Source organism: Microbacterium sp. HM-570 (assembly GCF_054165885.1).
This window is the reverse complement of sequence record NZ_CM135111.1, coordinates 767,274-793,709: the sequence shown is the minus strand read 5'-3', so window position 1 is coordinate 793,709 and position 26,436 is coordinate 767,274. Positions and strand designations below refer to the sequence as shown.

General features: G+C 69.9%; 21 protein-coding genes and 1 pseudogene. 10 read left to right on the top strand and 12 right to left on the bottom strand.

The window, feature by feature from the left end; all coding sequences use genetic code 11:
• Positions 1–73 precede the first annotated feature (73 nt).
• Positions 74–244, top strand: coding sequence for a DUF3117 domain-containing protein (locus ACT9TC_RS03715; RefSeq protein WP_081766366.1), 171 nt, complete (start codon positions 74–76; stop codon positions 242–244).
• A 175-nt stretch (positions 245–419) separates the two neighbouring features.
• Here ACT9TC_RS03715 and ACT9TC_RS03710 read toward each other — a convergent pair whose 3' ends face one another.
• On the bottom strand, positions 420–1,064 hold the full coding sequence (locus tag ACT9TC_RS03710; RefSeq protein ID WP_458042085.1) for an O-methyltransferase: 645 nt from the start codon (positions 1,062–1,064) through the stop codon (positions 420–422).
• 62 nt (positions 1,065–1,126) lie between these two features.
• Here ACT9TC_RS03710 and ACT9TC_RS03705 point away from each other — a divergent pair, with 62 nt between their 5' ends.
• A complete protein-coding gene (locus ACT9TC_RS03705) occupies positions 1,127–1,528 on the top strand; it encodes a Sec-independent protein translocase TatB (RefSeq protein WP_458042084.1) in 402 nt (133 codons plus the stop codon).
• A gap of 48 nt (positions 1,529–1,576) precedes the next feature.
• Here the strand turns inward: ACT9TC_RS03705 and ACT9TC_RS03700 are convergent, their stop codons facing one another.
• From ACT9TC_RS03700 to ACT9TC_RS03685, 4 genes are read right to left on the bottom strand one after another with little or no spacing between them, the layout of a single operon-like run.
• A complete protein-coding gene (locus ACT9TC_RS03700) occupies positions 1,577–3,136 on the bottom strand; it encodes a carboxylesterase/lipase family protein (protein ID WP_458042083.1) in 1,560 nt (519 codons plus the stop codon).
• A 55-nt stretch (positions 3,137–3,191) separates the two neighbouring features.
• Positions 3,192–4,406 (bottom strand): Mrp/NBP35 family ATP-binding protein, encoded by a 1,215-nt coding sequence (locus tag ACT9TC_RS03695; protein ID WP_458042082.1) that lies wholly within the window; start codon positions 4,404–4,406, stop codon positions 3,192–3,194.
• On the bottom strand, positions 4,396–4,944 hold the full coding sequence (locus ACT9TC_RS03690) for a DUF1003 domain-containing protein (protein WP_458042081.1): 549 nt from the start codon (positions 4,942–4,944) through the stop codon (positions 4,396–4,398). Before ACT9TC_RS03690 ends, ACT9TC_RS03695 begins: the two co-directional genes overlap by 11 nt.
• Positions 4,944–6,230: a magnesium transporter MgtE N-terminal domain-containing protein gene (locus ACT9TC_RS03685; protein WP_458042080.1), complete on the bottom strand. Its 1,287-nt coding sequence runs from the start codon at positions 6,228–6,230 to the stop codon at positions 4,944–4,946. Before ACT9TC_RS03685 ends, ACT9TC_RS03690 begins: the two co-directional genes overlap by 1 nt.
• A 58-nt stretch (positions 6,231–6,288) precedes the next feature.
• On the opposite strand from ACT9TC_RS03685, the gene ACT9TC_RS03680 reads away from it, so the two are divergent.
• Both ACT9TC_RS03680 and ACT9TC_RS03675 read left to right on the top strand, forming a co-directional pair.
• Positions 6,289–7,086, top strand: a complete 798-nt coding sequence (locus ACT9TC_RS03680; protein WP_458042079.1) for a general stress protein — start codon at positions 6,289–6,291, stop codon at positions 7,084–7,086.
• 35 nt (positions 7,087–7,121) lie between these two features.
• A complete protein-coding gene (locus ACT9TC_RS03675) occupies positions 7,122–7,835 on the top strand; it encodes an alpha/beta hydrolase family protein (RefSeq protein WP_458042078.1) in 714 nt (237 codons plus the stop codon).
• A gap of 113 nt (positions 7,836–7,948) precedes the next feature.
• Here the strand turns inward: ACT9TC_RS03675 and ACT9TC_RS03670 are convergent, their stop codons facing one another.
• Positions 7,949–9,409: an aminopeptidase P family protein gene (locus tag ACT9TC_RS03670; protein ID WP_458042077.1), complete on the bottom strand. Its 1,461-nt coding sequence runs from the start codon at positions 9,407–9,409 to the stop codon at positions 7,949–7,951.
• A gap of 49 nt (positions 9,410–9,458) precedes the next feature.
• Positions 9,459–10,484 (bottom strand): endonuclease/exonuclease/phosphatase family protein, encoded by a 1,026-nt coding sequence (locus tag ACT9TC_RS03665; protein ID WP_458042076.1) that lies wholly within the window; start codon positions 10,482–10,484, stop codon positions 9,459–9,461.
• A 99-nt stretch (positions 10,485–10,583) separates the two neighbouring features.
• Here ACT9TC_RS03665 and ACT9TC_RS03660 point away from each other — a divergent pair, with 99 nt between their 5' ends.
• A complete protein-coding gene (locus tag ACT9TC_RS03660; protein WP_458042075.1) occupies positions 10,584–11,465 on the top strand; it encodes a PHP domain-containing protein in 882 nt (293 codons plus the stop codon).
• Positions 11,466–11,631: 166 nt separating this feature from the next.
• On the opposite strand, the gene ACT9TC_RS03655 is transcribed toward ACT9TC_RS03660, so the two are convergent.
• Complete coding sequence (locus ACT9TC_RS03655; RefSeq protein WP_458042074.1) at positions 11,632–12,063, bottom strand: SHOCT domain-containing protein; 432 nt, start codon at positions 12,061–12,063, stop codon at positions 11,632–11,634.
• A 104-nt stretch (positions 12,064–12,167) separates the two neighbouring features.
• Entirely contained in the window at positions 12,168–13,667 is a 1,500-nt protein-coding gene (locus tag ACT9TC_RS03650; protein WP_458042073.1) for a DEAD/DEAH box helicase, read from the bottom strand.
• Between the two features lie 210 nt (positions 13,668–13,877).
• Between ACT9TC_RS03650 and ACT9TC_RS03645 the strand changes: the two genes are divergently transcribed.
• The gene (locus ACT9TC_RS03645; RefSeq protein WP_458042072.1) at positions 13,878–14,594 is read left to right on the top strand and encodes a ferritin-like fold-containing protein; all 717 of its coding nucleotides are present in this window, start codon (positions 13,878–13,880) and stop codon (positions 14,592–14,594) included.
• Positions 14,595–14,611: 17 nt separating this feature from the next.
• Here ACT9TC_RS03645 and ACT9TC_RS03640 read toward each other — a convergent pair whose 3' ends face one another.
• Both ACT9TC_RS03640 and ACT9TC_RS03635 read right to left on the bottom strand, forming a co-directional pair.
• Positions 14,612–14,902, bottom strand: coding sequence for a hypothetical protein (locus ACT9TC_RS03640; RefSeq protein WP_458042071.1), 291 nt, complete (start codon positions 14,900–14,902; stop codon positions 14,612–14,614).
• A 1-nt stretch (position 14,903) separates the two neighbouring features.
• A complete protein-coding gene (locus tag ACT9TC_RS03635) occupies positions 14,904–15,128 on the bottom strand; it encodes a DUF3107 domain-containing protein (protein WP_036299639.1) in 225 nt (74 codons plus the stop codon).
• A 169-nt stretch (positions 15,129–15,297) separates the two neighbouring features.
• Between ACT9TC_RS03635 and ACT9TC_RS03630 the strand changes: the two genes are divergently transcribed.
• Both ACT9TC_RS03630 and ACT9TC_RS03625 read left to right on the top strand, forming a co-directional pair.
• Positions 15,298–18,633, top strand: coding sequence for a PD-(D/E)XK nuclease family protein (locus tag ACT9TC_RS03630; protein ID WP_458042070.1), 3,336 nt, complete (start codon positions 15,298–15,300; stop codon positions 18,631–18,633).
• A 62-nt stretch (positions 18,634–18,695) separates the two neighbouring features.
• Positions 18,696–22,214, top strand: a complete 3,519-nt coding sequence (locus ACT9TC_RS03625) for a UvrD-helicase domain-containing protein (protein ID WP_458042853.1) — start codon at positions 18,696–18,698, stop codon at positions 22,212–22,214.
• Positions 22,215–22,672: 458 nt separating this feature from the next.
• On the opposite strand, the pseudogene ACT9TC_RS03620 reads toward ACT9TC_RS03625, so the two are convergent.
• Positions 22,673–23,440, bottom strand: a pseudogene (locus tag ACT9TC_RS03620) (phosphotransferase); the annotation flags it as partial.
• Between the two features lie 63 nt (positions 23,441–23,503).
• On the opposite strand from ACT9TC_RS03620, the gene nudC reads away from it, so the two are divergent.
• Both nudC and ACT9TC_RS03610 read left to right on the top strand, forming a co-directional pair.
• Positions 23,504–24,412: an NAD(+) diphosphatase gene (nudC, locus tag ACT9TC_RS03615; protein WP_458042069.1), complete on the top strand. Its 909-nt coding sequence runs from the start codon at positions 23,504–23,506 to the stop codon at positions 24,410–24,412.
• On the top strand, positions 24,409–26,268 hold the full coding sequence (locus ACT9TC_RS03610; protein WP_458042068.1) for an ATP-dependent helicase: 1,860 nt from the start codon (positions 24,409–24,411) through the stop codon (positions 26,266–26,268). Before nudC ends, ACT9TC_RS03610 begins: the two co-directional genes overlap by 4 nt.
• Positions 26,269–26,436 lie beyond the last annotated feature (168 nt).

Genomic DNA, 26,436 nt, shown 5'->3' with positions numbered 1-26,436 from the left:
ACCGCTCGGCCGATTTGTGTCGGTGGGCACGATAAACTAGTCCGAGCTAGATTTCGCGACGAAAGGGGCCGCTATGGCAGCCATGAAGCCGAGGACCGGCGACGGACCGATGGAGGCTGTGAAGGAGGGGCGCCTGATTATCGTGCGGGTGCCGCTCGAAGGTGGGGGGCGTCTGGTGGTCTCGGTCAATGACGCCGAAGCCAAGGAGCTTCACGACGTGCTCTCCGGAGTTGTCTCCGCGTAGAGTTCGTCGTCAGGCCGGTTCCGTTCGCGGGACCGGCCTTTCTGCGTCCCCGGGGCACCCGCATCCGGATCCCTATATCCGCGAGCGCACGACTTTCGCGCGAATGCATGCCTTCGGGACGGTGCGGAGGTCGTGCACTCGCGCGGAAGCCGTACATTCGGCGACGTGTGCGGCGCTACTCCGTGATCTTGGTCAGCTGCAGCAGGCCGTCGCCGACGATCGACAGGGCGGGCATGACCGCCTGAGAGCCCTGCGTCTCTTGGATGAGTGAACGGAAGGCGGTCGTGATCGGGTCGCGCTGGACAGGATCCGCGACGCGCCCGTTCTGCAGCGCACGGGGGATGAGCACCGTCCCGCCGACGCGCACCAGACGCAGGCCGTGGGCGACGTACTCCAAGATGTGCTCGGGATCTGCGTCGATCAGGACGATGTCGTATGCCGACTCGTTCATGCGCGGCAGGACATCCGCGGCGCGTCCGGTGATGAAGCGTGCGCGTGCGGGCGGGATACCCGCGTCTGCAAACGCTTTGCGCGCGGCGGCGAGGTGCTCGGGTTCGGCGTCGATGGTCGTCAGGATTCCTCGGGAGCTGCCTCGCAGCAGCCACATGCCCGACACCCCGGCCCCCGTGCCGATCTCGACCAGATTGAGGGCGTCCGAGGCGGCTGCGAGCACGGCGCACTGTGCGCCGATCGCAGGATCGATGGGGATGATGCCCAACTCGAGCGAGTGCGCGCGGGCCTTCGCGATCGGATCGGGCTCGGTGACCTGTTCCGTCGCGTATCGCCAGCTGGCCTGCTGTCCGCTCACGCGCTTGTCCATTTTCCCTAGATTACGCGGCAGTTGCGGACTCTGACCGCAGGCGCGGCGAGTAACCTGTAGTCATGTTCTTCGGGCTGACGATCGAGAAGCTTCTGCTGATCGGCGTGATCGCCGCGATGCTCGTGGGACCCGAGCGGTTGCCTCGGTACGCCGAGGGTCTGGCCAAGTTGCTGAACCGGCTGCGGGAGTTCCTGCGCGGCGCGAAGACGCGCGTGCGGGATGAGATGGGTGAGGACTTCGGTGACGTCGACTGGCGCCAGCTGGACCCCCGCCAGTACGACCCGCGGCGCATCATCCGTGAGGCGCTGCTCGATGAGCCCCCGCTGAAGCCCGTCAGTCCCGGGGCGCCCCGGCCGGCGACGACCGCCCTCGGGGGTGGGGGAGCGGCTGCGGCCGCAACGGCCACGGCATCCGCATCCCCCTCCGCATCGGACGCGACACCCTACGATTCCGAAGCCACCTGAGCGCCGAGCCGCTGAGCACCGAACCGCTGGCGGGACGGCGCGGATGAGTCAGGTGAAGGACAGCACTTCTTCCCCCCATGCCGCGCGCAGGTCCTGGTCGAGATCCGGCTCTACGCGGTCGACGCGGTCGATCACGAGCGTTGCGCGCTCCGCCGCTGTGTAGGGCGTCCACGTCACGGAGTCCTCCGCCTGGGGTGAGCCGCTCACCGCGAACCCGATCCAGCGCTGCTGGAAGCGTCGCGAGAGCTGGTGGCCCGTGCGCATCCCGCCCAGGCGGAAGGTGATGTCTTTCTTGCTGCCGTGCATGTTCCCCCACAGGTACGGCAGTTCGGTCGCGTGGGTCGCGCCGATTCCGAGCACCCGCAGCATGGGGGTCGACCAGTCGAAGCGATACAGATACGTTGGTGCGACCGCAGCGTGGCCTTCGACGACCCAGAGCGTCGGCATCCGGAATCCGAGATCGCGCGAGATCGCCGGGCCCTGCTGCTTCAGTCGCAGGCCGGCGTACGCCGATTGGATCTCGGCATCGGTGGGGATATCGAGATCGGGGCGGTCCGTCCGCAGATCCGCGGACATCTCCAAGATCGCCTCGCGCGACACGGGCATCAGAGGCGACTTCATCCTCGTGAACAGCGATGTCTCGTCGCGGTTGGTGCCGATCAACAAGGGCACGGGCAGAGCGTCGCCGCGCGAGAAGACGTCGACGGGATGCTCGGGCACCAGGACGCCGTCCACGACGGGCGTGAACGCCAGGGTTCCCGGCTCGTCCACGGGCGTGGCGGCGTACACGGTCATCGCGGCGGCGGCGAGGCGCTCGGCCGGGATCTCGCGAAACGATGAGATGTCCGCGGGGTCGGCCTCGACGGTCTGCAGGAGCTCCCGCGCCACGCGTTCCGCGCGGACCCGGCCGTACACCGAGGTCGCGGGCGAGCTTTCGGCGATCGCGCGGTGGAACAGGCCGCGCGCGGCGGGCGACGTCATGAGCGTCGTGACGATGCCACCACCCGCGGATTCGCCGAACAGCGTCACGCTCGCGGGATCGCCGCCGAAGCCCGCGATGTTCTCGCGAACCCATTCCTGGGCGAACAGGATGTCGCGGAGTGCGACGTTGGTCTCGAACGTCTCGCTGTCGGTCGAGAACGCCGACAGGTCGGCGAAACCCAGCGCGCCCACGCGGTACCCGACGGTGACGAGGACGATCTCGCCGCTCGCCGCCAGCGAGCGGCCGTCGTACAACGACTGGGATGTCGCGCCGAACATGTAGGCGCCGCCGTGCACCCACACCATGACCGGGCGGGGGTCATCCGGCGTAACCGATTCTGCCGCCCACACGTTCAGGGTCAGGCAGTCCTCGCTCTGCACGGCGTCCTCGGGCAGGCGGATCGCGGGCGATGCCGTCTGCACGGGGATGGGCCCGAAGCGGGTGGCGTCGGCCACGTCGGTCCACGGCTCCGGGGGCTGCGGCGCGCGCCAGCGCAGCGGACCGATCGGCGGGGCGGCGTACCGGATGCCCTTCCACGACCGAACGGTGCCGTCGGTGTCGCCCCGCACCGGTCCATGCGTCGTGGTGACGGTCGTGGTCATGGTCATGGTCGTGTCGGATGCCATGGCTCTCCTTCGAGATCAGTGCGGCGTCTTCGAAATCGGTGCGGGGTCTTCGGGGTCAGTGCGGAGTCACGGTGAGGGGGCGCCCGGCCAGACCGCGGGGGACCGCCGCGAGCCGGGCGGCCAGGTCGATGAGGGCACGCCGAGCGGGATCATCCGCCGCGGCATCCGTCTCGTCGCCCGTTGCCGTGAGCGGAGTGCCCGCGTCGCCCGCTGTGCGCAGCGCCGGGCTGAGGGGAATCGACGCCAGCATGGGGACGTCACCGGATGCATCCGGTCCCTCCGATGCGGACAGTGCTGCCGCGACCTGCGCACCCCCACCCGAACCGAAGAGGTCGAGCACCGTGCCATCCGGCAGGGTGAGTGCGGCCATGTTCTCGATGACCCCGATGACGCGCTGCCCCGTCTGGCGCGCGACGAGAGCGCTGCGGATCGCGACATCGGATGCCGCGGCCTGGGGCGTCGTCACGACCACGACCTCGGCGTGGGGGAGCAGCTGACCGACCGAGATCGCGACATCGCCCGTGCCGGGCGGCATATCGAGCAGCAGGATGTCCAGGTCGCCGAAATGCACGTCGGTGAGGAACTGCTGCACCGTGCGGTGCAGCATGGGTCCCCGCCACGCGACGGCCGCACCCTCGTCGCCCTCGCGCAGGAACATGCCGATCGACACGGTCTTCACCCCGTAGGCCACGGGCGGCAGGATCAGGTCGTCGATGCGGGTCGGGCGGACCGTTCGGCCCTCGGCATCGACCAGGCCCAACAGGCCCGGGATCGAAAAGCCATGCACATCGGCATCGATGAGGCCCACTCGGAGCCCCCGCGCGGCCAGAGCCACGGCGAGATTCGCCGTGACGGTCGACTTGCCGACCCCGCCTTTGCCGCTCGTGACGGCGATCACCCGGGTGAGGGATTCGGCCGTGAACGGGATGCCACGGGGACGACCTGCTCGGAGGCGGTCGGTGAGGGCGGCGCGCTCGGCCGGGGTCATCACGCCGACGTCCACGTGCACATCGAGCACGCCGGGGACGGATGCGGCGGCCCGGCGCACGTCGGATTCGATCCGGGTCGCGGCGGGGCATCCGACGATCGTCAGGGCGATCCCGACATCCGCGATTCCATCCGTGACCGCGATCTGGCGCAGCATGTCGAGGTCACCGATCGGTTGGCGCAGCTCAGGGTCGGTCACCGCCCCCACCGCCGTTCGCACGGCGTCGGTCAGATTCTGATCGACGCCGAGCCCGAATCCGGGGTCATCGCTGTCAGCGCTCATCGGTTGCCGCGGTCTGCGCATCGAATGTGTCGCTGCGTGCCTCGAGACCCTCGAGCAGCGTCTTCAGCTCGTTGCGGAGTTCATGACGGAGAACGTCCTTCGTGACGACATCGCTGCTGACATCGGTGAGCGCCAGCCGAAGAGCCACGATCTCTCGGGCGAGGTACTCGGTATCGGCGAGGTTTCGTTCCGCGCGCTGGCGGTCCTGCTCGATCTGGACGCGGTCGCGGTCGTCCTGGCGGTTCTGCGCGAGCAGGATGAGCGGAGCGGCATACGAGGCCTGGAGGGAGAGGACCAGGGTCAGGGCCGTGAAGCCGTTGGACGCGGAGTCGAAGCGCACCGGCCCGATGGTGTTCCAGAGGATCCAGAGGGCGCAGAACAGGCTGAGCCCGAGCAAGAACCACGGCGTGCCCATCTTGCGGGCAATCCACTCGGTCGCGCGCCCGAACCGGTCACGCGAGGGCTGCGGGGTGCGCGACAGCACGCCGGCGCGCCCGCGTGGCGCGTCCAGCGTGACCCGACGAGACGTGCGCGCCATCAGCGGCGCCTCGATCCGGCCGAACGACTCGCGGGACCGGATGCTGAAGCATCCGCATCGTGCGAGCGCCAGTCATCGGGCAGGAGGTAGTCGAGCACGTCGTCCACGCTCACCGCGCCCACCAGGCGGTGGGCGGTGTCGACGACGGGCAGCGAGACGAGGTTGTAGCTCGCGAGCAGACGGGCGACTTCGGCCGCCGAGGCGGTGGCGTGCACGGGCTCGACCGAGTCGTCGATGATGGCGCCGAGGCGCTCGTGCGGGGGATAGCGCAGCATCCGCTGGAAGTGCACCACACCCAGCAGGCGGCCGGTCGGGGTTTCGTAGGGCGGGAGGGTGACGAACACGGCGGCCGCGAGGGCGGGGTGCAGCTCGTGTCGGCGGATGAGCGCGAGCGCCTCGGCGACCGTCGCGTCGGCCGAGAGCACGATCGGCTCGGGCGTCATCAGACCACCCGCCGTGTCGGGACCGTAGGCAAGCAGTGCGCGCACGTCGTCGGCCTCGTCGGGCTCCATCAGATCGAGCAGCTGCTCGGAGCGGCCCTCGGGAAGCTGGGCGAGCAGGTCGGCCGCGTCATCCGGTTCCATCGCATCGAGGATGTCCGCGGCCCGCTCGTCGCCGAGCTGTTCCAGAATGTGCGCCTGGTCGTCCTCGGGCATCTCTTCGAGGGCATCCGCGAGACGATCGTCGGGGAGCTCGCCCGCGACCTCCATCATCCGCGCGTCGGGCAGGTCGAGCAGCGTGTTGGCGAGGTCGGCGGGCAGCAGCTCGGAATACGACGCCACCAGCTGCTCGACGGACTGCGACTCGCCGGGCGCCATCCGCTCGCGCACGTCGGTCCAGTTCGCGAACGTCGTCGGACCCTTCGCGAAGGGGCTGGCACTCGTCTTCGGGCGGCGGAGGAACAGCTGGCCGATGGCCCACTCACCGAGCCGATTACGTTCGATCGCCGCATCCTCGATCACGGCTTCGCCCGAGCCGTCGATCAGGTGAACGCGCCGTCCGAGCAGCTCGGCGAGCACACGCACCTCACCGCCGCGCGGCTGGAACCGGCGCACGTTGATCAGGCCCGTCGTGATGACCTGCCCGGTCGCGATCGACGTCACGCGTCCGATCGACACGAAGACGTGCCGGCGCCCGGGGATCTCGACGACCAGCCCGACCACACGCGGCGGATCGCTCGCTCGGTACACCACGACGACGTCGCGGACACGGCCCAGGCGGTCTCCCGCGGGGTCGAAGACGGCGCACCCGGCCAGGCGCGCGACAAAGACCCTTTGCGTGCTCACTGCTCCAGCGTAGCCCCGACACAGATGCTGCCTAGGGAGCGCGTGGGACAATGGGCGGATGAGTATGTTGGGACCCGCCCCCACGGGCAAACGTGCCGAAGCCGTCGGCGAGACCATTGCGAGCTATCCGACCTACGAGGGTGCGCAAAAGGCTGTCTCGGCGCTCATCGCGGGTGAGGTTCCCGCGCGCGATATCGCGATCGTCGGGCAGGGTCTTCGTTCGATCGAACGAGTCACCGGACGCCTGGGGTATGCCACCGCCGCACGTTCGGGTGCCGTGAACGGCCTGCTCATCGGACTGTTCTTCTCGGCGATCCTCGTGCTCGGCAGCCCGTCCGTTCCGATCCAGGCGTTCGTCGGGGTGCTGTTCGTCGGCGTGGCCGTCGGCATGCTGCTCAGCATCATCACGTACTCGTTCATTCGTCGACGCCGCGATTTCGCCTCGGTCATGCAGGTGCTCGCGGACCACTACGAGGTCACGGTCGGGGGTGACAGTCTCGCGAAGGCGCGGCAGGTGCTGGGTGTCGGCGGCGGGGCCTCGGCATCCGCGCCCGCTCCCTCCGCCGTCTCCCCGGCCCCCGGGTCCGGCGTGATACCGCCGGCACCGCCCGCGCCCGGTGGTACGGCCGGACCGGGCGAGCGGCCCCCGCTGCCGCCGGACGCCGCGCCCCCGCGCTACGGCGAGCGAATCGAGCAGGCAGCGCCCGAGGCACCCCCGCGTTACGGCCAGCGTGTCGCGTCTGCTCCGCCCGCCGAGTCGGGCGATGCCCCCTCCGAAGCATCCGACTCCGCCTCCGAGGACTCGACAGACCACGACACGGCCGACCCCGCAGCAGACCGCCGCAGCGGCTCGTGAACGGAGGAGATCCCCGCTTCGGAGGACGGACACCGGTGCCTCTTTCCTCCGAAGGCGAGATCTCCTCCGCAGCGCGCGGCGTGGAGCGTTGGCCCGTCACGCTTCCGACGGGCGAGACCGAGGTCAGCATCGCTTCGCAGCGTCCCACGGCGGCCTGGGCGACGCTCGTCCTCGCACACGGTGCCGGTGCGGGGTTCGACCACCCGTTCCTCGTCGGCTTCGCGGAGGCGTTGGCGCACGCGGGCATCGCCACGGTGCGGTTCAACTTCGCTTATCGCGAGGCGGGACGACGGATGCCGGGGCCCGCGTCCCACGCGATCGCCACCTGGCGCGCGGTCGTTGACCGTGCTCGCGGCGAAGCGCCGGCGGGCGAGCCCGTGTGGGCGGCCGGTAAGTCCTACGGAGGGCGCTTGGCCTCGGTGACTGAGGCCGAACGGCCCCTCGGCATCGCGGGCCTCGTGTACCTCGGCTATCCGCTGCATCCGCCCGGCGACCCGACCAAGGAGCGCGCCGAGCACCTGCCGCGGATCGCCGTGCCGCAACTATTCGTCGAGGGCACCAACGACCCCTTCGTCGTGCCCCACGAGGGGCTGGAGCGCGCCGTCTCCACCTGCCAGGATGCCCAGCTCACCTGGATCGAGGGTGGTGGGCACTCCTTCGAGGTGAAGGGGCAGAAACGCCCCGCGGACGAGGTGGGTGCCGCTCTGGCGCCCCTCGTCGCGGACTTCCTCCGCGCCCGACAGCTCTGAGCCCTCATCTGAGCGGAGGGCCACTGCCGAGCGGAGGGAGTTTTCGAGCCAGATCTCCCTCGCTTCGGCAGATCCCCTCCGCTCGGCGGAGGTTCGTGCTGGGAGCGTGAGGATCAGACCTGCGGCGCGAGCCGAGCCATCCAAGCTTCGACGTCGTCCGCCGAGCGCGGGATGTCCGCCGACAGGTTGACGGGACCCATCGTGGTCATCAGGATGTCGTCCTCGATCCGCACCCCGATGCCCCGGTACTCCTCGGGAACCGTCAAGTCGTCGATCTGGAAGTACAGGCCAGGCTCGATCGTGAACACCATGCCGGCCTCGAGCACGCCGTCGTAGTACATCTCGCGTCGTGCCTGTGCGCAGTCGTGCACGTCGATGCCGAGGTGGTGGCTCGTGCCGTGCACCATGTAGCGCCGGTGCTGTCCGCCCGTGTCGGGGGCCAGGGCCTCGTCGGCCGTCACGGGCAGGAGGCCCCATTCGGCGACGCGCGCCGCAATCACGGACATCGCGGCCTCGTGCACCGCGCGGAAGCGGGCTCCCGGGCGGGCCGCGCGCAGCCCCGCATCCGCTGCCTCCCGAACCGCCTCGTAGACCCGGCGCTGCACCTCGGTGAAGCGACCCGAGACGGGCAGGGTGCGTGTGATGTCGGCCGTGTAGAGGCTGTCGACCTCGACGCCGGCATCGATGAGCATGAGGTCGCCGGGCACGACGGGCCCGTCGTTGCGTGTCCAGTGCAGGTAGCACGCGTGGGGTCCGGATGCCGCGATCGTGTCGTAGCCCTCCCAGTTTCCGTCCGTGCGGGCACGGAGGTGGAAGACGCCCTCGACGACGCGCTCGCCGCGGGGGTGCGCGATGACCCGGGGGAGCGAGCGGATGATGTCGTCGAACCCGTCTGCCGTGACCTGCACCGCGAGACGCATCTGCTCGATCTCGAAGTCGTCCTTCACGAGCCGCAGCTCGGACACGAAGCGGGTCAGGCGCTCGTCCTCACCGACCACGAGGTCGTCATCGGATGCTTCGAACGCATCGATGTGCGCCGTGTCGAGCGCGAGGTCGGTGGCGACACCCGCGAGGGCCGGGCGTGGTCCGATCCAGAACTCCCCGATCGAGGCATCCGCGTAGAACTCGGCCGTGTTGCGGTCCGCGCGCTCGCGGAAGTACAGGGTCTCGGTATGACCGTCCTCGACCGGGTCGAACACGAGGACGGCGTCGGGCTCGGCATCCCGCTCCCACCCGGTCAGGTGCGCGAACGCGGAATGAGCGCGGAACGGATAGTCGGTGTCGTTGCTGCGAACGGCGACACCGCCCGCGGGAACCACGAGACGTTTGCCCGGGAACTCCGCCGAGAGCGCCGCGCGGCGCGCGGCGGCAAAGGCGGCCTGCGGGCGGGCTGTGGGAGACGGCTCGGGGCGGTCGGCCCATCCGGTCGAGATCGTGTCGAGAAAGCCCTGGCCGAATCGCTGGCGTCGGTTCGTGTTGGCCTGCGCCTCGCGCTCGTCGCGAGCGCTCGCGGATTCGTCCGCGTCGGTCGCCGCGCCGTCGGACACCGTGTTGGTTTCACCTGTCGTGCTCATCGTTCCAGTCTCGCACGCGTGCCGCGCCGGCGCCGGGAGGGCGGCTCGCTCAGCCGACGGGCTCGAGCTGGACGACGAGGGGCCGGTGGTCGCTGCCCGACCCGTCGAGCGAGCGCAGCACGATCGATCCCGTCGCCTTCCAGTTGGGTGTCGAGAGAACATGATCGATCGGTGCACCGGCGAGCGCGGGAAGGTCGGTCGTCCACGTTCCCACTCCGCCGTTTCCGGATTCGGATGCCGCATCGTGGCAGTACCCGAGTGTTCCGCCGTCGACACCGAGCCGTGCCATGTGGTCGATCGTCGCGTTGAAGTCGCCCGCCATGATCACGTTGCCCGTGGCACACTGGTCGGCCAGCCACCGGAGATCCTCGCGCCAGCGCTCCATATCGTCCTGCCGCGGGGCCACGGCGTGGACCGCGACCACGATCGGTCCCTCGCCGTCGACCGGCATGGCGACGGCGCTCGGGAGGATCGCCGTGTTGCTCGAGCCGTCCTGCGACGACTCGATGATCGAGTAGTCGCCGAGCTCGGGGGAGATCAGGAGTGTCGTGGATCGGGCATCCCAGGTGTCCACGCCCACGTTGAACTCGACGTGGTGCGCCCACATGGGTCGCCCGAGTTCGCGCATGGCAACGGCGATCTGCTCCCCGGTCTCGATCGTCGTTTCGGGGAGCGAGATGATGTCCGCCTGCATCGCGACGGCAGTCTGCGCCACGGATACGGGATCCGTCGCCTCGCCGGCTGTATTCCAGGTCATGACGCGCACGCTCGTCTCCGTTTCGGCGGGGAGCTCGGTGGTGCCGATTCCCCGCGTCGCGACGATCGCGCCGTTGCCGAGCGTCCCGACGATCGCGATCAAGGCCATCGAGAGGGCGAACCCTCGGAGGGGCCGGGCGATCGCGAGAAGCAGCATCAGGATCGTGGCGATCGCGAAGGCGACGGCGACGAGCGACCGGAAGGCCACGATCTGAACGATCGGGAACGTCTGCTCGACACGGAAGAACGAGGGCCAGGTCAGCACCGCTGTCGCGATCGCGAACAGCACGGCGATGAGGATCCCGAGCACACGCAGCACGCTCCGACTCTAGAAGCTGAGGCTGGGAGAACGACCCACGCGAGGCCCCCAGCCGGCTCCCGCTCCGCTCCGCATCAACGTGCGGGGTACGCTCATGGGGTGAGCGGGCAGTGGCGAGTCGAGCGGCGATTCGAGGGGCCGAGCGACCTGCACCTCCACTCGCTGAGATCCGACGGCACCGAACCTCCCGAGACCGTCGTGCGCGCGGCGCACCGGTACGGACTCCGCACGATCGCGCTGACCGACCACGACACGACCGCCGGCTGGGCCGAGGCCGCCGAGGCCACCGCGTCGCTCGGCATGACCCTCTTGCCGGGCATGGAGTTGAGCGCCAAGCACGGGTGGCGAAGCGTCCACCTCCTCGCGTACCTCTTCGACCCCGATAACGCGGCTCTGCGGGCCGAGATGGAACGCGTTCGTACAGACCGGATGGGTCGGGCCGAGCGGATCGTCCGCAACATCGCGCGCGACTACGACCTGTCGTGGGCGGACGTCGTCGCCCAGACATCCGACGGCGCGACCGTGGGCCGCCCGCACATCGCCGATGCGCTGGTCGCGCGCGGGCTGGCCATCGATCGGTCCGCGGCGTTCGAGGGCATCCTGCATCCGCGCGAGGGGTATTACGAGGGACACTACGCCCCCGATCCGCTCACCGCCGTGCGCCTGGTCGTTGCCGCCGGGGGTGTGCCGATCGTCGCGCATCCGACTCCCGCCGGGCGGGGACGGATGATGCCGGTTCCGTATCTCGAAGAACTCATCGACGCGGGGTTGGCCGGGTTCGAACTCGATCATCGCGAGAACACGCCGGAGGGTGTCGCCGTGCTGCGTGAGATCGTCGCGCGGCGTGACCTGATCGTCACCGGCTCAAGCGACTATCACGGCCTCGGCAAGCCGAACCTGCCGGGCGAGAACACGACCTCGGACGACATGGTCGAGCGCATCATCGCGCTCGGCACCGGTGTCGCGCCCGTCTACCCCTGAGAGTCCCGCTCGCCTGGCACAAATCGGGGTTCGCGGACGGCGGGCGGCCCGATTTCTGCCGGGGGAGCGGTGCGAGGGCCGAATGTCGGGGGCGAAACGCCTCGCGGCCCCCACCCCGGGAGAGGGGTGAGGGCCGCGAGGGTCGTGTCAGGTGCTGGTCAGGCGATCAGGAGAGCGCCTTGGTCTTGATCTGGTCGTACTCGGCCTGCGTGATCGTGCCGGCGTCGAGGAGCGACTTGGCCTTGGCGATCTCGTCGGCCGGGCTCGTTCCGGCGGCGTGCTTGATGTAGTCCTGCTGCGCGCGGTGGATGGCTTCCGCCTGCGCCGCGCCTCGCTCACTCATCCCCTTGCCGCGGGCAATGAGGTACACGAGCGCGCCGATCCAGGTGAAGACGAGGAGGAAGACGATCCACAGGGCCTTCCACCAGCCGCTGAGCTTGTGGTCGCGGAACAGGTCACTGATGATCGAGAACAGCACCATCAGGTAGGCGAAGAAGATGAAGATAGCCAGGAACCACCAGATGATGTCCCAGAAGGAGCCCCAGAAACCCTGGTACTCGTAGCCGGACGTGGTGACGGCTTCGGTGAAGATGCGCACGGGTGTGCCTTTCAATCGGATGATCGGCGCCTGAGGGCGCCACCGCTCAAGATAGCGGTTGGCGCCGTCCCGCGGGGCTCAATCTGATCCAGACGCGCCGGTGTTTACGCGGTGGGGGCGCTGGGTGCGCCAGAGGAGCCACCCGAGCGACGACGCCGACGACGGCGCGACGGTGCGGGGCGTCCATCGTGGTGCTCGCTGCCACCGCCATCGTGCGTTCCGCCCCCCTCGGTGCGGGGGGCATCGGATGCGGCGACAGCGCTCTCGGTCGGCGCGGTGGTGGCGGCCGAGGTCGTTCGTTCTGCGCCATCACCGGAGCGCGAACGCGAACGTGAACGGCGGGGGCGATCACCGGACGGCGCCGAGCCCGAACGCTCACGCGCGGGCTCCTGCGTCTTGACGGTCTGCGTGCGCGGCGCCGTGGTCAGACGACCCTTCGTGCCGGCCGGGATGTCGAGGTCGGTGAACAGGTGCGGGCTCGACGAGTACGTCTCGGTCGGCTCGGGCTGACCGAACTCCAGCGCCCGGTTGATGAGCGCCCACTTGTGCAGATCGTCCCAGTCGACGAACGTCACGGCGATGCCGGTCTTGCCCGCGCGACCGGTACGGCCGGCGCGGTGGAGGTAGGTCTTCTCGTCATCGGGGATGGTGTGGTTGATGACGTGCGTGACGTCGTCGACGTCGATGCCGCGCGCGGCGACGTCGGTGGCGATCAAGACATCCTTCTTGCCCGCCTTGAACGCCGCCATCGAACGCTCGCGCGCTTCCTGGCTCATGTCGCCGTGCACGGAGGCGGTGTTGAAGCCGCGATCGCCGAGCTCGTCCGACAGGCGCTGCGCGGCGCGCTTGGTGCGCGTGAAGATCACGGTCTTGCCGCGGCCATCCGACTGCAGGATGCGGGCGATGACCTCGTCCTTGTCGAGCGAGTGAGCGCGGTAGACGAGGTGCTTGATGTTGGCCTGCGTGAGGCCCTCATCGGGGTCCGTCGCGCGGATGTGGATGGGGTTCGTCATGAAGCGACGCGCCAGGGCCACGATCGGGCCGGGCATCGTCGCCGAGAAGAGCTGCGTGTGACGGATCTGCGAGACCTTCGTGATGATCTTCTCGATGTCGGGCAGGAAGCCGAGGTCGAGCATCTTGTCGGCCTCGTCCAGCACGACCTCGGTCGCGTTCGAGAGGTTGAGCAGGCGCTGGTTGTTGAGGTCGATCAGGCGTCCGGGGGTGCCGACGACGATCTGAGCGCCGGCCTTCAACTGGTCGATCTGACCCTCGTACGCCTTGCCGCCGTAGATCGCCACGACGCTCGTCGAGCGGTTCGAGGTGAGCATGTCCATGTCCTCGTAGACCTGGACGGCCAGTTCGCGGGTCGGGACGACGATGAGGGCCTTGACGCCCGGGGAGGGGTCGAGTCCCAGGCGCTGGACGACGGGGATGCCGAAGCCGAAGGTCTTTCCGGTGCCCGTCTTGGCCTGCCCGATGATGTCCTGACCGGGGAGCCCGAGGGGGATCGTCTGCTCCTGGATGGGAAAGGCATCCACGATGCCCTTCTTCGCGAGGGCTTCGACGATGTCTTGATCGACACCGAGTTCGGCGAAGGTCGTCACAATATGAGCCTGTCCGGCAGTGAGATGCTGCCTGGGTGCTTGCCCCAGTGGGGCAGAAGGGATACCACGCCCTTCACTCAGCCACAGGCGCGGGGTCCCGATCCGACGCCGGGACGACGCCCAGCCTACCCGAGGGCCCGCGACGCGCCTCTTCCGCCACTCCCGGCGCTTGCCCGGGCGCCCGTGCGCCCCCGCGGCTAGGCTGATCCCGTGTTCAATTGGTTGCGCCGTCGGCGCACGCCGCGTCGCGTGCTGACCCTCCGGTCCCGGGGTGAGTCCTCCGGCACGACCCGGGTCGATTTCTCCGAACTCGCACCGGATGTGCAGACCTTCCTGGGCCAGGCGGCCTATTTGCAGCTGGGATATTTCGAGACGCTCACGCAGCTGATCACCTCGACGCCGGAGTTGGCGCAGAAAGAGGCGCTGTCGCGCGCGGCCGGTGCGGCGCTCACGAAGCACCAGGCGATCGTCTCGCTCATCCGCGATCGGAATGAAGACCCCACGACCGTGATGCTGCCCTTCCGTGAGCAGCTCGATGCGTTTCGTCGCGTCACGAGCGGCGATCGTGCGATGGAGACGCTGCTGAGCGTGCACCTGACCGCAGGGCTCCTCGACGATTTCTACCACGCGCTCGCCTCGACCTACGGGGATACCGGGCGACGAGTATCCGTCATCCTCGAAGCCGACGATGATCGTGGCGCGATCGTCGAGATCATCGGAGCGACGATCGCGAGCGATGAGGAATGGCGTTCGCTGCTGTCGATGTGGGGGCGGCGCCTGGTCGGAGACACCCTGCTCGTCGCGCGGGCGGCGCTGACGACATCCGTCGGTCTCGATCGTGCCGCCGAAGAGAAGGTCGAGCCGGTGTTCACCGAACTCATGGCCGCGCACTCGCGACGGATGGATGCGGTCGGCCTCAACGCTTGAGCGCGGCCGCGGGCCTCTCAGACGAGCTTGAGACGGATGCGCTCGCGCTCATCGCGCGCGACGCGGGCGCGCGAGACCACCACGAGCACGATCCCGGTCACGGCGGCCGGGATGAGGATCGACGCGACCCACAGCCAGGGGTTGCTCTCGGCCAGGCCGAGCCAGGTGAGGCTCGTATAGATCACGGCAGCGATTGCCGCGTCCAGCAGAGGAGCGAGCGCAACGCCGCGTGCCGGACGCAACGGGAGGGCGAGGTGCAGTGCCAACCCGATCGCAACGGCCGCGACCAGCGCGAGGACGATCAGCATGTCAGCCGACGAAACCGATGCGGCGTGCCTCTTCGGTGCCGAGCTCGACGTACGCGAGGGAGGCCGTGGGAACGATGTAGGAATTGCCCTTGGAGTCGGCGAAAGATACGTGCGAAGCGGATGCGTCGAGTGCCTTCGCGACGGATGCGCGGACGGTCTCGGCGGATTCCGACGTCTCGAAGTTCAGCTCACGGCCGGTGTTGGCGATGCCGATGCGAATCTCCACGGGTGACTGCCTCTCTGCTCTTCGGGCGCGACGCCCGTCTGCTCTGAAACTCTACGACACGGGTGGGACGGGGCCGCCCGGCTGGGTCACGCTGAGGGCGAACGCCCGCCTTCGTGCCGCGCGCGGCGGTCGGGCGGTCGGTGTCGGGAGCCCGCGTTAGCGTGGGGGGATGAGCATGCATGGTGGCGGGGTGGGCGACCTCGACGAGGCGCAGACCGCCGTCATGATGTTGCCGCCGGATGCCTCGGGCGTCGTCATCGGGGCGCCCGGCACCGGCAAGACCGAGGCGCTGATCGCGCGTGTGGCGCGGCTGCTCACCTCAGCGAGCGTGGGTGTCGACGAGGTTCTCGTCCTCACACCCACCCGCCAGACCGCCACCGCGCTGCGCGACCGGCTCGCGCTCGTGGGGGGCATGGCAACCCCGGGGCCCCTCGCCCGGTCGATGGCTTCTTTCGCGTTCCAGCTCGTGCGTGCCGTGTCGGTGCAGGGCGGTGGTGAACCCCCGCGTCTGCTCACCGCGCCGGATCAGGACCGCATCATCGCCGAGCTGCTCGCGGGGGATGAACGGGATGCCGAGCGCGGCATCTCGCGATGGCCCGCGTCCCTCGGTCCGGCGGTGCGGGCATCGCGCACGTTCCGTGCCGAACTCCGTGCGCTCCTCGCCGAGTGCACGGAGCGCAGCATCGGTCCCGCCGAGCTGGCGGCGGCGGGACGTCGGCTCGGGCGCGAGGCGTGGGTGGGTGCGGCGGAGTTCTTGACCGATTACCGATTCACGGTGGGCGCGATGCGCTCCGATCACCGCGATCCGGCCGAACTGTTGCGTGAGGCAGCGGCGATCCTCGCGACGGCGCCCCCGGGTGCGGCGGGAGAGGCGCTGCTCGGCCCCCCGGCACGACTGCGTGCCGTACTCGTCGACGATGCTCAAGAGCTCACGCGCGGGGGGATTTCGATGCTTCGGGGCCTACGGGCACGTGGCGTCGCGGTACTGGCCTTCGGCGACCCGGACATCGGGTCCGGTTCGTTTCGCGGCGCCTCGCCCGAGTTGTTCGCGCGGCTCTGCGACGCCCTCGGCACGCTGCACGTGTTGGACGATCAGCACCGGTCGACCCCGACGCTGACACGGATTGCGCGCGAGGTGACGTCCGCGATCGGGGCGTCCGGACGCATCGAACATCGTCGGGCGCCGGGGCCCGAACTCCCGCCGGATGCCCGCGTGCGGACGATCATCGCGCCTTCGCCGCACGAAGAGATCGATCGCATCGCGCGGGTGTTGCGGGAGTGGCACATCGTCGAAGAGGTCCCGTGGTCGGCGCTCGCGGTGGTGGCCCATGACACCCGGCAGGTCGGGGAGCTCGAGGCCGAACTGGCCGCGCGAGAGGTGCCGACCCGTTCGTCCAGCCTGCCGCGGCCGCTCGGCAGCGAGGGTGTCGTGCGCGATCTCGTGCAGCTCGTGCGGCTCGGCATGAGTGCTCCCGAAACGCGGGATTCTGAAGCGCTGGCAGCGGCTTTGCTCTCCCCCTTCGGGGGGCTCGACGCGGTCGGACTCCGGCGACTTCGCGCGCGTCTGCGACATGCGGAACTCGCCGACGGCGGCACCCGCCCGGCCCGCGAGCTGCTACACGAGGCCATGGCGAACCCCCTCGATCTTGTCCTGCTCGACACGCCCGAGGCCCGAGCGGCCGAGCGCCTGGCCACGACGCTGCGCGTGCTGCATGACGACGCCCAGCGCGGCGCGACGGTGCACGATCTGCTGTGGGTCGCGTGGGATCGTGCGCGGGATGGCGGGGGGCGCCCGCTTGCTCGTGTGTGGCACGAACTCGCCGCGACACCTGGCACGCTGTCGGCCGAAAGCGGCCACGCGCTCGACGCGCTGGTCGCGCTGTTCGATGCCGCGAAGCGTTTTGTCGAGACATCCCCGAATGAGGCCCCCGAGGCGTTCCTCCGTCGCATGGTCGACAGCGAGGTGCCCGAAGACATGCTGACGTCGCCGGATGTCGCCGAGACGGTTTCCTTGCTCACGCCGGCGGCGGCGCTGGGCACGCAGTTCGAGGGGATCGTCATCGCGGGCGTTCAAGACGGCGTGTGGCCGAACGTGCGCCTGCGCGGTGGTTTGCTCGACACCTGGCGGCTGGGCGATGTGGCGGGAATGGCGGATGCCGGGGGAGCGGATGCTACGGACGGCTCCCCGGGGCCCGGGGCGACGGACACGCTCGATCGGCGCCGTGCGGTGCTCCACGACGAGCTGCGGCTGCTCGTCCGCGCCGTGTCTCGAGCGCGCACCCGCCTCGCGGTGACAGCAGTCGACGACGATGATCGTGGCCCGAGCCCGCTGTTGAGCTTCTTCCCCGAACCCGACGACGTGGACGATGCGTCCGGTGCCGCGGATCATCCGCTGACTCTTCGCGGACTCGTGGCCCAGCATCGGCGTGCGCTCACAACGCCCGTCGCGCCCGCCCCGGTGCGCGCGCACGCGACCGGTCAACTCGTCGTACTCGCCCGCGCGGGCGTGCCCGGGGCGGCGCCGCACCAGTGGTACGGGATGGCCGAAGCATCCTCGACCGGCCCTCTGCGCGATCCGAACCGTTCGCCGGTGCACGTCTCGCCGTCGAAGCTCGACGCGTTCGACGCATGCGGGCTGGACTGGGCGATCCGCGCCCTCGGCGGGGACACACGTTCGTGGTCGGCGGGGGTCGGAACGATCCTGCACGCGGCCATGGAAGAGGTGCCGAGCGGCGACCGCGATGCCCTGCAGGCCGTCGTCGACGGGCGCTGGGGTGAACTCGACTTCGAGGCGCCGTGGATGTCCCGCAAGGAGCACGCGTGGGCGGGTCTGCTCGTGGACCGACTGCACGCGTACCTCGAGCGCTTCCACCGCGAAGAGGGTCGTGCCATCGGTGCCGAGGCGCGTTTCCGCCTCGCGATCGACATGGACTCCGCGGCGAGCGCCGCAGAGGGTGGGGAGGTGGCGCCGGATGTCTGGGCCATCCGTGACGGCGATCCTCATCCCGACGCGGAACCGAACATCCCGGAGGGCCGCAGGCTGGCGCTGCTCAGCGGCTCGGTCGACCGTATCGAGGTCTATCCGCCCGCCCGCGGCGAATCCCTCGACGTCGCGGAAGGGGGCGGTTCGGAGCGGGTTGTCGTCGTCGACCTCAAGACGGGGCGCTCGGAAGACAAGGTCACCGACGAGAAGGTCGCCGAAGATGCCCAGCTCGCGGCCTACCAACTCGCTCTGCTCGAGGGGTTGCTGCCCGGCGCCGATCCGACGGCCAACGCGGGCGCCCGCCTGCTCGTCCTCTCGAAGACCCTGAAGAACACGCACTACCGCCTCGCGCGTCAAGCCCCCATGGATGCCGCGCGTCGGACGTCGTTCCTGCGCACCATCATCGACGTGGCCGAGGGGATGTCCTCCGAGCGGTTCGATGCGAACCTCGACACACATTGCACAACGGATCGCTTCGCCGTGTGCCGCATCCACACGATCAAGGCGGTGTCGGCCTCGTGAGTGCGATCGTGTCGGCTGACCCGGCATCCTCCTCCGCGCGAAGCACCGAATGGCCGGGCCGGCTGGGCCTCTCGGCCCCGGTTCTTTCGGCGACCCTCGGCCTGCCCGACCCGACGCCCGATCAGCGCGCCGTGATCGAGGCGCCGCCGAGCCCCGCGCTCGTCGTGGCCGGTGCGGGCAGCGGCAAGACCGAGACGATGTCGGGCCGGGTCGTCTGGCTCGTCGCGAATGGCCACGTGCGGCGCGACGAGGTGCTCGGGCTGACGTTCACCCGCAAGGCGGCCGGCGAGTTGGCCGAGCGGATCGAGCAGCGGCTGGCGGGCATCGACGAGTTCGGTCGGCGCGGGCTGCTGCCGCACCTCGAGGCCCTCGCCGCGGACGGAACCCTCGCGGCGTTCTGGGCGAGGGCGGGCGCACTGTCGCCTCGCGCGCGACGCGCCGAGCTGATCGCATTCGTCGACGACCTCGCCGAGTCGCTCGGGGCGGTGCCGCCGGAGCAGGATGTGGCGGGCGAGGCCCTGTTGTCGCGGCCCCGCGTGTCGACCTACAACGCGTTCGCCGACGCGATCGTGCGCGAGCACGGGCCGCGGATCGGGCGCGACCCGGACGCTGCGCTCATGAGTCAGTCCGGCTCGTGGCTGCTCGCACGGCGGGTCGTGGTTGCATCCGAGGACGAGCGACTCTCCGAGCGCGGTGAGGCCTTCGCGAGTGTCGTCGATGCCGTGCACCGCCTTGCCGGTGAGCTGCTCGACAACCGCGCCGACGCCGAGAGCGTGGCTCGTTTCGGCGAAGAATGGGCGACGGCGCTCGAACCTGTGACGAACCCGGCGCTCGCCAATCCCGGAGACATCGAGAAGTTCCACGCCGCGATGAGCGGGCTACCCGTTCTCGTGGGCCTCGTGAACGACTACGCCACGCGCAAGCGCGCGGAGGACACCCTGGACTTCGCCGATCAGGTCGCCGGCGCGCTCGAGATCATCGAGCGCGCGCCCGAGGTTGCCGACCAGCTTCGCGAGCAGTACCGCGTCGTGCTGCTCGACGAATATCAGGACACCTCCGTCATCCAGACCCGGCTGCTCGCCGAGGTCTTCCGCGACTCCGCCGTCATGGCCGTCGGTGACCCCAATCAGTCGATTTACGGATGGCGCGGCGCGTCCGCGGACAATCTCGGCGCCTTCCCGGGGGCCTTCGCGCACGGCACCGCCTGCGGGCGATTCAGCCTGATGGTCAGCTGGCGAAATGACCTCAACATCCTGACCGCCGCAAACCGGCTCGTGGCGGGAGCGGAGCATCGTGGGGTGCCGGTCGGCGCTTTGGATGCGCGACCCGGTGCCGCGGAGGGACGGGTCGAGTGTCGATTCGAGAAGACGATCGACGACGAAGCGGATGCGGTCGCGCGCTGGTTTGTCGAGGCACGCGCGCGGCATGAGCTCGTACAGGCGGACTCGGCCAGTCCCCGCGCTCACTCCGGCGCCGTGCTGTTCCGGACCAAGCGCCACATGAATGCGTTCGCCGAGGCGTTGGCGCGGCATGACGTGCCGCATCGCATCCTCGGGCTCGGCGGGCTCCTGACGACCCCCGAAGTCGTCGATGTCGTCGCCGCACTCCGGGTCGTCCATGATCCCTCGCAGGGATCGTCGCTGATCCGTTTGCTGTCGGGCCCCCGCTTCGCGATCGGCGTGGCCGACCTCGCCGCGCTGCACGCCCTGGCGGATGTGCTCGCGAGACGCGACGGTGCGCTCGTGCCGCTCCCGGCCGAACTGGCGGCACGAGTACGCGGATCGGCCGGCGCCGACGAACAACCATCGCTCGTCGATGCGCTCGAGTTCGTCCGCACGGTGCGCGACGACTACCGCCTCCTCGCCGACATCACGCCCTCGGGGCGCGCTCGCCTGCGCGAGGCGGGCGAGATGCTCGGGCGGTTGCGGCGAGCCGTGGCCCAGCCGATCCCCGATCTGATCCGCACGATCGAGCTCGAGCTGCGCCTCGATATCGAGCTGGCGGCGAACGAGACGCGCGGGCCCGCCCGCGTCGCCTCGGCGCAGCTCCGTGCTTTTCTCGATGAGGTGCGCGCGTTCCTGACGGCCGATGAGCGCGGCTCGATCAGCAGTCTGCTCGCCTGGCTCGATCACGCGGAAGAGACCGATGAGCTCATGCCGCGTCCGGAGCCTCCCCAGCCGGGGGTCGTGCAGCTGCTGACCGTGCACGGCTCGAAGGGCCTGGAGTGGGACGCGGTGGCCGTCGTCCGTCTCGTGCAGGACGAGCTGCCCAAGGCCCCACGCTCGGTTGCCGGATGGCTCGGCTTCGGCGTCCTGCCCTCTGCGTTCCGCGGCGACCGGGATGCGCTGCCCGTGCTGGACTGGCGCCCGGGCGCAGATCCCGACCGATCCGCATTGCGGAAGGCCATCGCCGCCTATCGCGACGGGGTGCGCGATCACCAGAAGGCCGAGGAGCGGCGCCTGGCTTATGTCGCCGTCACGCGGGCCCGCTCGGACCTGCTGCTGACGGGCTCGCAGTGGGGTGGGCAGAGCAAACCGCGCAACGTTAGTCCGTACCTCGCCGAGATGGTGGAAGCGCTCGGGATGCCGCCGATCGAGGGCGCGGACCCGGGCGATAACCCGTACGACGAACGGGGTGGACAGGTGCTTTCGTGGCCGCTCGACCCGCTGGGTGCGCGGGGTCCCATCGTCCGCGCTGCCGCCGCGAGCGTCGACAACGCGGCAACGCGTGCCGACCCCGAACCGGATGAGCTGCTCGCGCGTCTGCTCGCCGAGCGCGACCTGCGTGCCCAGGGGCCGAGCCATGCGGCACCGACGCGCATCCCCGCATCCCGCTTCAAGGATTTCGTCACGGATTACTCGGAAACCGTTGCCGCCATCGCGCGTCCGATGCCCGAGCGGCCCTACCGGCAGACACGCCTCGGCACCCTGTTCCACTCGTGGGTCGAGCATCGGTCGGGGCGGAGTGGCGCGGGTGCGTCAACCGACGATGCGCTCTGGGAGCGCGATGACGATCCGACCGAATCCGAGGCATCCGCCGAAGACGCCGCTGACCTCGAGCGACTTCGTGTGAACTTCGAGCGGTCGGAGTGGGGGCCGCTGCAGCCGCTCGAGGTCGAAACCGAGATCGACTTCGCCCTGGCCGAGTCCGATGGCCCCGGCCGCGTCGTGATCTGCAAGCTCGATGCCGTCTACCGGCGCGACGATCGCGAGGGCCGCATCGAGATCGTGGACTGGAAGACGGGGCGTCCGCCGCGGACGGCCGCGGAGCGCGAGGAGCGGATGCTGCAGCTCGCCCTCTATCGAGTGGCCTATCACAAGGCCCGCGGCGTCCCCCTGGGCCAGATCGACGTCGCGCTGTATTACGTGGCCGACGATCTCATCCTGCGGGGAGACCGGCTCTACTCCGAGGCCGACCTCGCCCAGCGCTGGAAGGCGGCGCGCGAGGCCCGTGCTGCCTCGATCTCCTCATCCGGATCCGAGGGGTCCGCATCGGATCCGTCCCGTGCCGTCGGGCCTGCAGCGTCCGGCGACCCGGTGTCGCCTGCGGATGCAGCGCCGGGCGCGACGCCCGAGGACTGACGAAGTTCGCTCCAGCTGCTCACGTCGATCGGTGCGGTCTCCCTGTCGGTAACCGGGACAGCGGATGGTTCGCCCAGCGAAGACGACCGTTCCGCGCGCTCGCCATCGGCCGAAGACGCGTCGCGATCGCCCGGCTCGTGCTCGCGGGCCGCCGCGACGAACAGCGAAACCATCTCGGGGTCGTACGCGTCGGTCTGCATGGCGGTGCTGCCGTCGTCCGCCGCGCTCGCCTTCGTCACGGGAGTGTCTGCGAGGACGGCTATTGCGTCGTCCACCCCGACAACGGCGACCGGATCGAGCCGCGTGGCGGCATCGCCCAGTCCGTCGACGAGTGCGTCCAGCAGCACGACCGCGTCCTCCACGACGTCGTCACGGCGCTGTTCGTGGCCGTGCAGCAGCCACTTCGCGAACTCCAGTTCGGCATACAGCCGAGCGCGGGTGCGCAAGTCTGGATCGGGCGAACGGTGTGCCGAAGAGACGTATGCGGCGTAGACATCGTCGGAGGCATCCGGTGCGGCGGCCAGCCACTGCAGATCGACCGCCGGATCGCCGACGCTGAAACGGCTCCAGCCCAGCACGCCCGAAACGGTCGGAACGCCGTCTCGGTCTTCGTAGCGGAAGGACGATGCAACCGCGTCACCGAGAACAACGCACGGGTCGAATCGCCAGAGCGCCTCGTCCTCGGCCGCGCGGCGCCACCGTGTGGCGAGGGCGACGGGCAGCCGGCGCGTGGACGCGGCCCGTTCGACGAGAGCGACGACCGACTCGCGCACCTCGTCAGCGGTCTTGACGGGAAGTCCCTCGGCCCGAACAACCGATGCGGGCAGCGCGTGCAGGGCCGCGAGGGCGATGCCGATCGAGGTCGCCGCCCCCGGTCCGGCGGGCAGGTCGCCCGCCTCGACGCGATAGCCGGGGACGAGGTCGGTGAGGAGGGCCCGACCCTCGGCGAGCGCGACCTCGCCGAGCGGACGCGGCGCCGCGAAGGGCAGCAGGGCTCGGGCGCCCGGGGTCAGGGCGCGCAGGGCCAACGCCTCGGTGGCGAGGTCGCTGGCGGCGGATGAATCCACCGGTGCGCGCACGACGACGTGCGATCCGTCATCCAGTCCGACGACGGCGCTGTCGTAGCGTCCACCCTCGCCTGTGGAGAGGGCAGCCGTCGAGACGATCGCGGCCTCGGGCAGGGCTGCGCTCACCGACGCGGCTAAAGTGAGGGGGGAGCCAGTCATGCCCCCAGGGTAGGTCTGTCCTCGCACGCACTACCCGCGCCACGCCCGCGAAAGAGGTCTTCCATGACGGTCCCGGGCCTGCCCAGGGTGATCACGCCCCCGGTCTCGGCGATCGACCGCTCGGCGATCGACCGCGACCTTGCCGACGGTCTCGCTGTTCTTGCGGCCGAGCCCGGTTCCCGCGTGTTGCTGCTGCGGCGGGGTCGCGCTCCGCTCGACGAGTCCGGTGTGATCGTGCTCGTTCCCGCGTCGGCGCTGGGCGCGGACGCCATCGTGGCGTTCCTCGGCCGCGATGCCAGGGGCCCCGTTCTGCTGGCGCTGCTCGAGGAAGAGGACGATGCACCGGTCGATCCCGCGGGTGGGTGGGCGGAGTTGCGCGAGGTGGGCGGCGCGCTCGGCTTCGAGGACGCCGCTTTCTTCGTCGAGGCGCTGTCGCTCGCTCGGTGGATCCGAGATGCCGCCTTCTGCCCCGCGTGCGGAACGCGTACCGAACTGCGAAATGCCGGATGGTCGAGGCACTGCCCGTCGTGCGGCCGCGAGCATTTCCCCCGCACCGACCCCGCCGTCATCGTCGCGGTCACGGATGGCACACGCTTGCTGCTCGGGTCGAACGCCGCCTGGCCGGAGGGGCGCTACTCGTGCTTCGCGGGTTTCGTCGAAGCGGGGGAGTCGGCCGAGGAGTCCCTGGTGCGTGAGATCGAGGAAGAGTCGGGCGTGCGTATCGCGGCGCTCGAATACGTCGGGTCCCAAGCCTGGCCGTACCCGCGTTCTCTGATGCTCGGGTACCTCGCCTCCACCGAGAACTCCGAGGCCGCGCGTCCTGACGGGTCGGAAATCGTGGATGTGCGGTGGTTCGAGCCCGACGAGATCGCCCGGGCGCTTGCCGGCGACGGCGATGTCACGCTGCCCGGACCGTCATCCATCTCCCGCGGACTCATCGAGCGCTGGCTCGAACGGGTCACGGAGCGATGACGGATGTCTCGGAGGGCGCCGAGCGTGCCCTGAACGACCTCGATGAGCATCAACGCGAGGCGGTGCTCGCCGTCCGCGGACCCGTCTGCGTGCTTGCGGGCGCGGGGTCCGGCAAGACGCGTGTGATCACGCACCGCATCGCCTACGGCGTCGATAGCGGGATGTATTCACCGCCGCGCGTGATGGCCGTGACCTTCACCACCCGCGCGGCCGGAGAGATGCGGGGGCGATTGCGGTCCCTCGGCATCGAGGGGGTCTCGGCGCGAACTTTCCACGCCGCCGCGCTCGCGCAGCTGAACTACTTCTGGCCGACGGTTGCGGGCGGGGAGTCCGCACCGCCGGTGCTGCCGAACAAGGTGCGCATGCTGTCGGATGCCGCGAGTCGCGTGCGTCTGACGCTCGACGGGGCGACGCTTCGCGACATGGCTTCCGAGATCGAATGGCGCAAGGTCACTCTCCGCACGATCGAGGACTATGCGCGCGCCGGCCGTCCGGGTCTCGGTCGCCTGAGCCCCGACGCGGTGGTCGGTCTACACGAGGCCTACGAAAAGCTCAAGGACGAGCGGCGCCAGCTCGACTTCGAAGACATCCTGCTCGCCTGCGCCGGCATGATCGAGTCCGAGCCGCGCGTGGCGCGTGCCGTCCGCGAGCAGTACCGCCACTTCACGGTGGATGAGTATCAGGATGTCTCTCCGCTCCAGGAGCGGCTGCTCTCCCTCTGGCTCGGCGACCGGGATGATCTCTGCGTGGTCGGCGACGCGAGCCAGACGATCTATTCGTTCGCCGGCGCCGACCCGCGCTTTCTGCTGGATTTCGAGCGTCACCACCCCGGTGCCCTGATGGTGCGCCTCGAGCGCAACTATCGTTCGGCACCGGCCGTTCTCGCGACGGCCAACGCGCTCATGCGCGGTCGTCCGGGCGCGCTCGAACTCGTGGCGGCGTCCGAACCCGCGCCAGACTTCACCTATGTCCCTGTTGACCCCTCGGAACGGGACACAAGTGAAGTCTCGCGCGTCGTGTCGGGAGGGGCGAGCGCGCAGGCCACGACCGCGATGCACCCCGACGACGACGCCGAGGCCGTGGCGGTCGCCCGCGACATCAAGCGACGACTCGACGCGGGCGAGACGGCCGAGGGCTTCGCCGTGCTCTATCGGGCTCATTCGCAGTCGGCGGCTCTGCAGCGCGCGCTAGCCGCCCAAGACATCGCCGCGAGCGTTCTGGGCGGCAAGCGGTTCTTCGAGCTGCCCGAGGTGCGCGACGCGGTCATGGTGCTCCGCGGCGAATCCGTCGCGGGCGGCTCGGGCGAACTCGTTCCGATCGTTCGCGATCTGCTGCGCTCTCGCGGGTACACCGAGACGCCGCCCCCGGCGGGCGGGGCGCTCCGTGACGCGTGGGAAGCGCGTGCGACTCTGCTGCGTCTGGCGGAGGATGCACCTCCGGGCACGACGCTGCGCGCTTTCACGGACGACCTCCAGGCCCGTGCGCGCGACCAGCACGATCCGGGGCTGCGCACCGTCACCCTGGCCACGATCCACGCGGCCAAGGGGCTCGAGTGGGATCACGTCCACGTGATCGGTTTGTCCGAGGGACTGTTGCCGATCTCGTACGCGCGCGGACTCGAGCAGATCGACGAGGAGCGCAGGTTGCTCTACGTCGCTCTCACGCGGGCACGGCGTTCTGTCTCGCTGTCGTGGTCCGCCGGGAACGGGAGAGCTGAGCGGGAGCCTTCGCGTTTCCTTCAGGAGCTCGGCACCCGCACTCATCGTGCGGCCGGTGCGCCTGCTGCCGCCGCTCGCCCGCCGCGTTCAGCGTCACCGAGCGCCCCTCCGCGGAACACGGGTCCGCGAGGGTCCTGACGAGGGCGGCAGCGCCCTCGTGAACGAGCTCGGGTGACGGCACGGGCGCACCAGCCGAGAGCAGCTGGAGCGCCAGCATGGGCCAGGCATCGTCCGCATCGCGGCGCTCGAGGTGTAGACACGTGAGACAGGCCGTCACGCCCGGCACGATCAGCGGCCCGATGACGA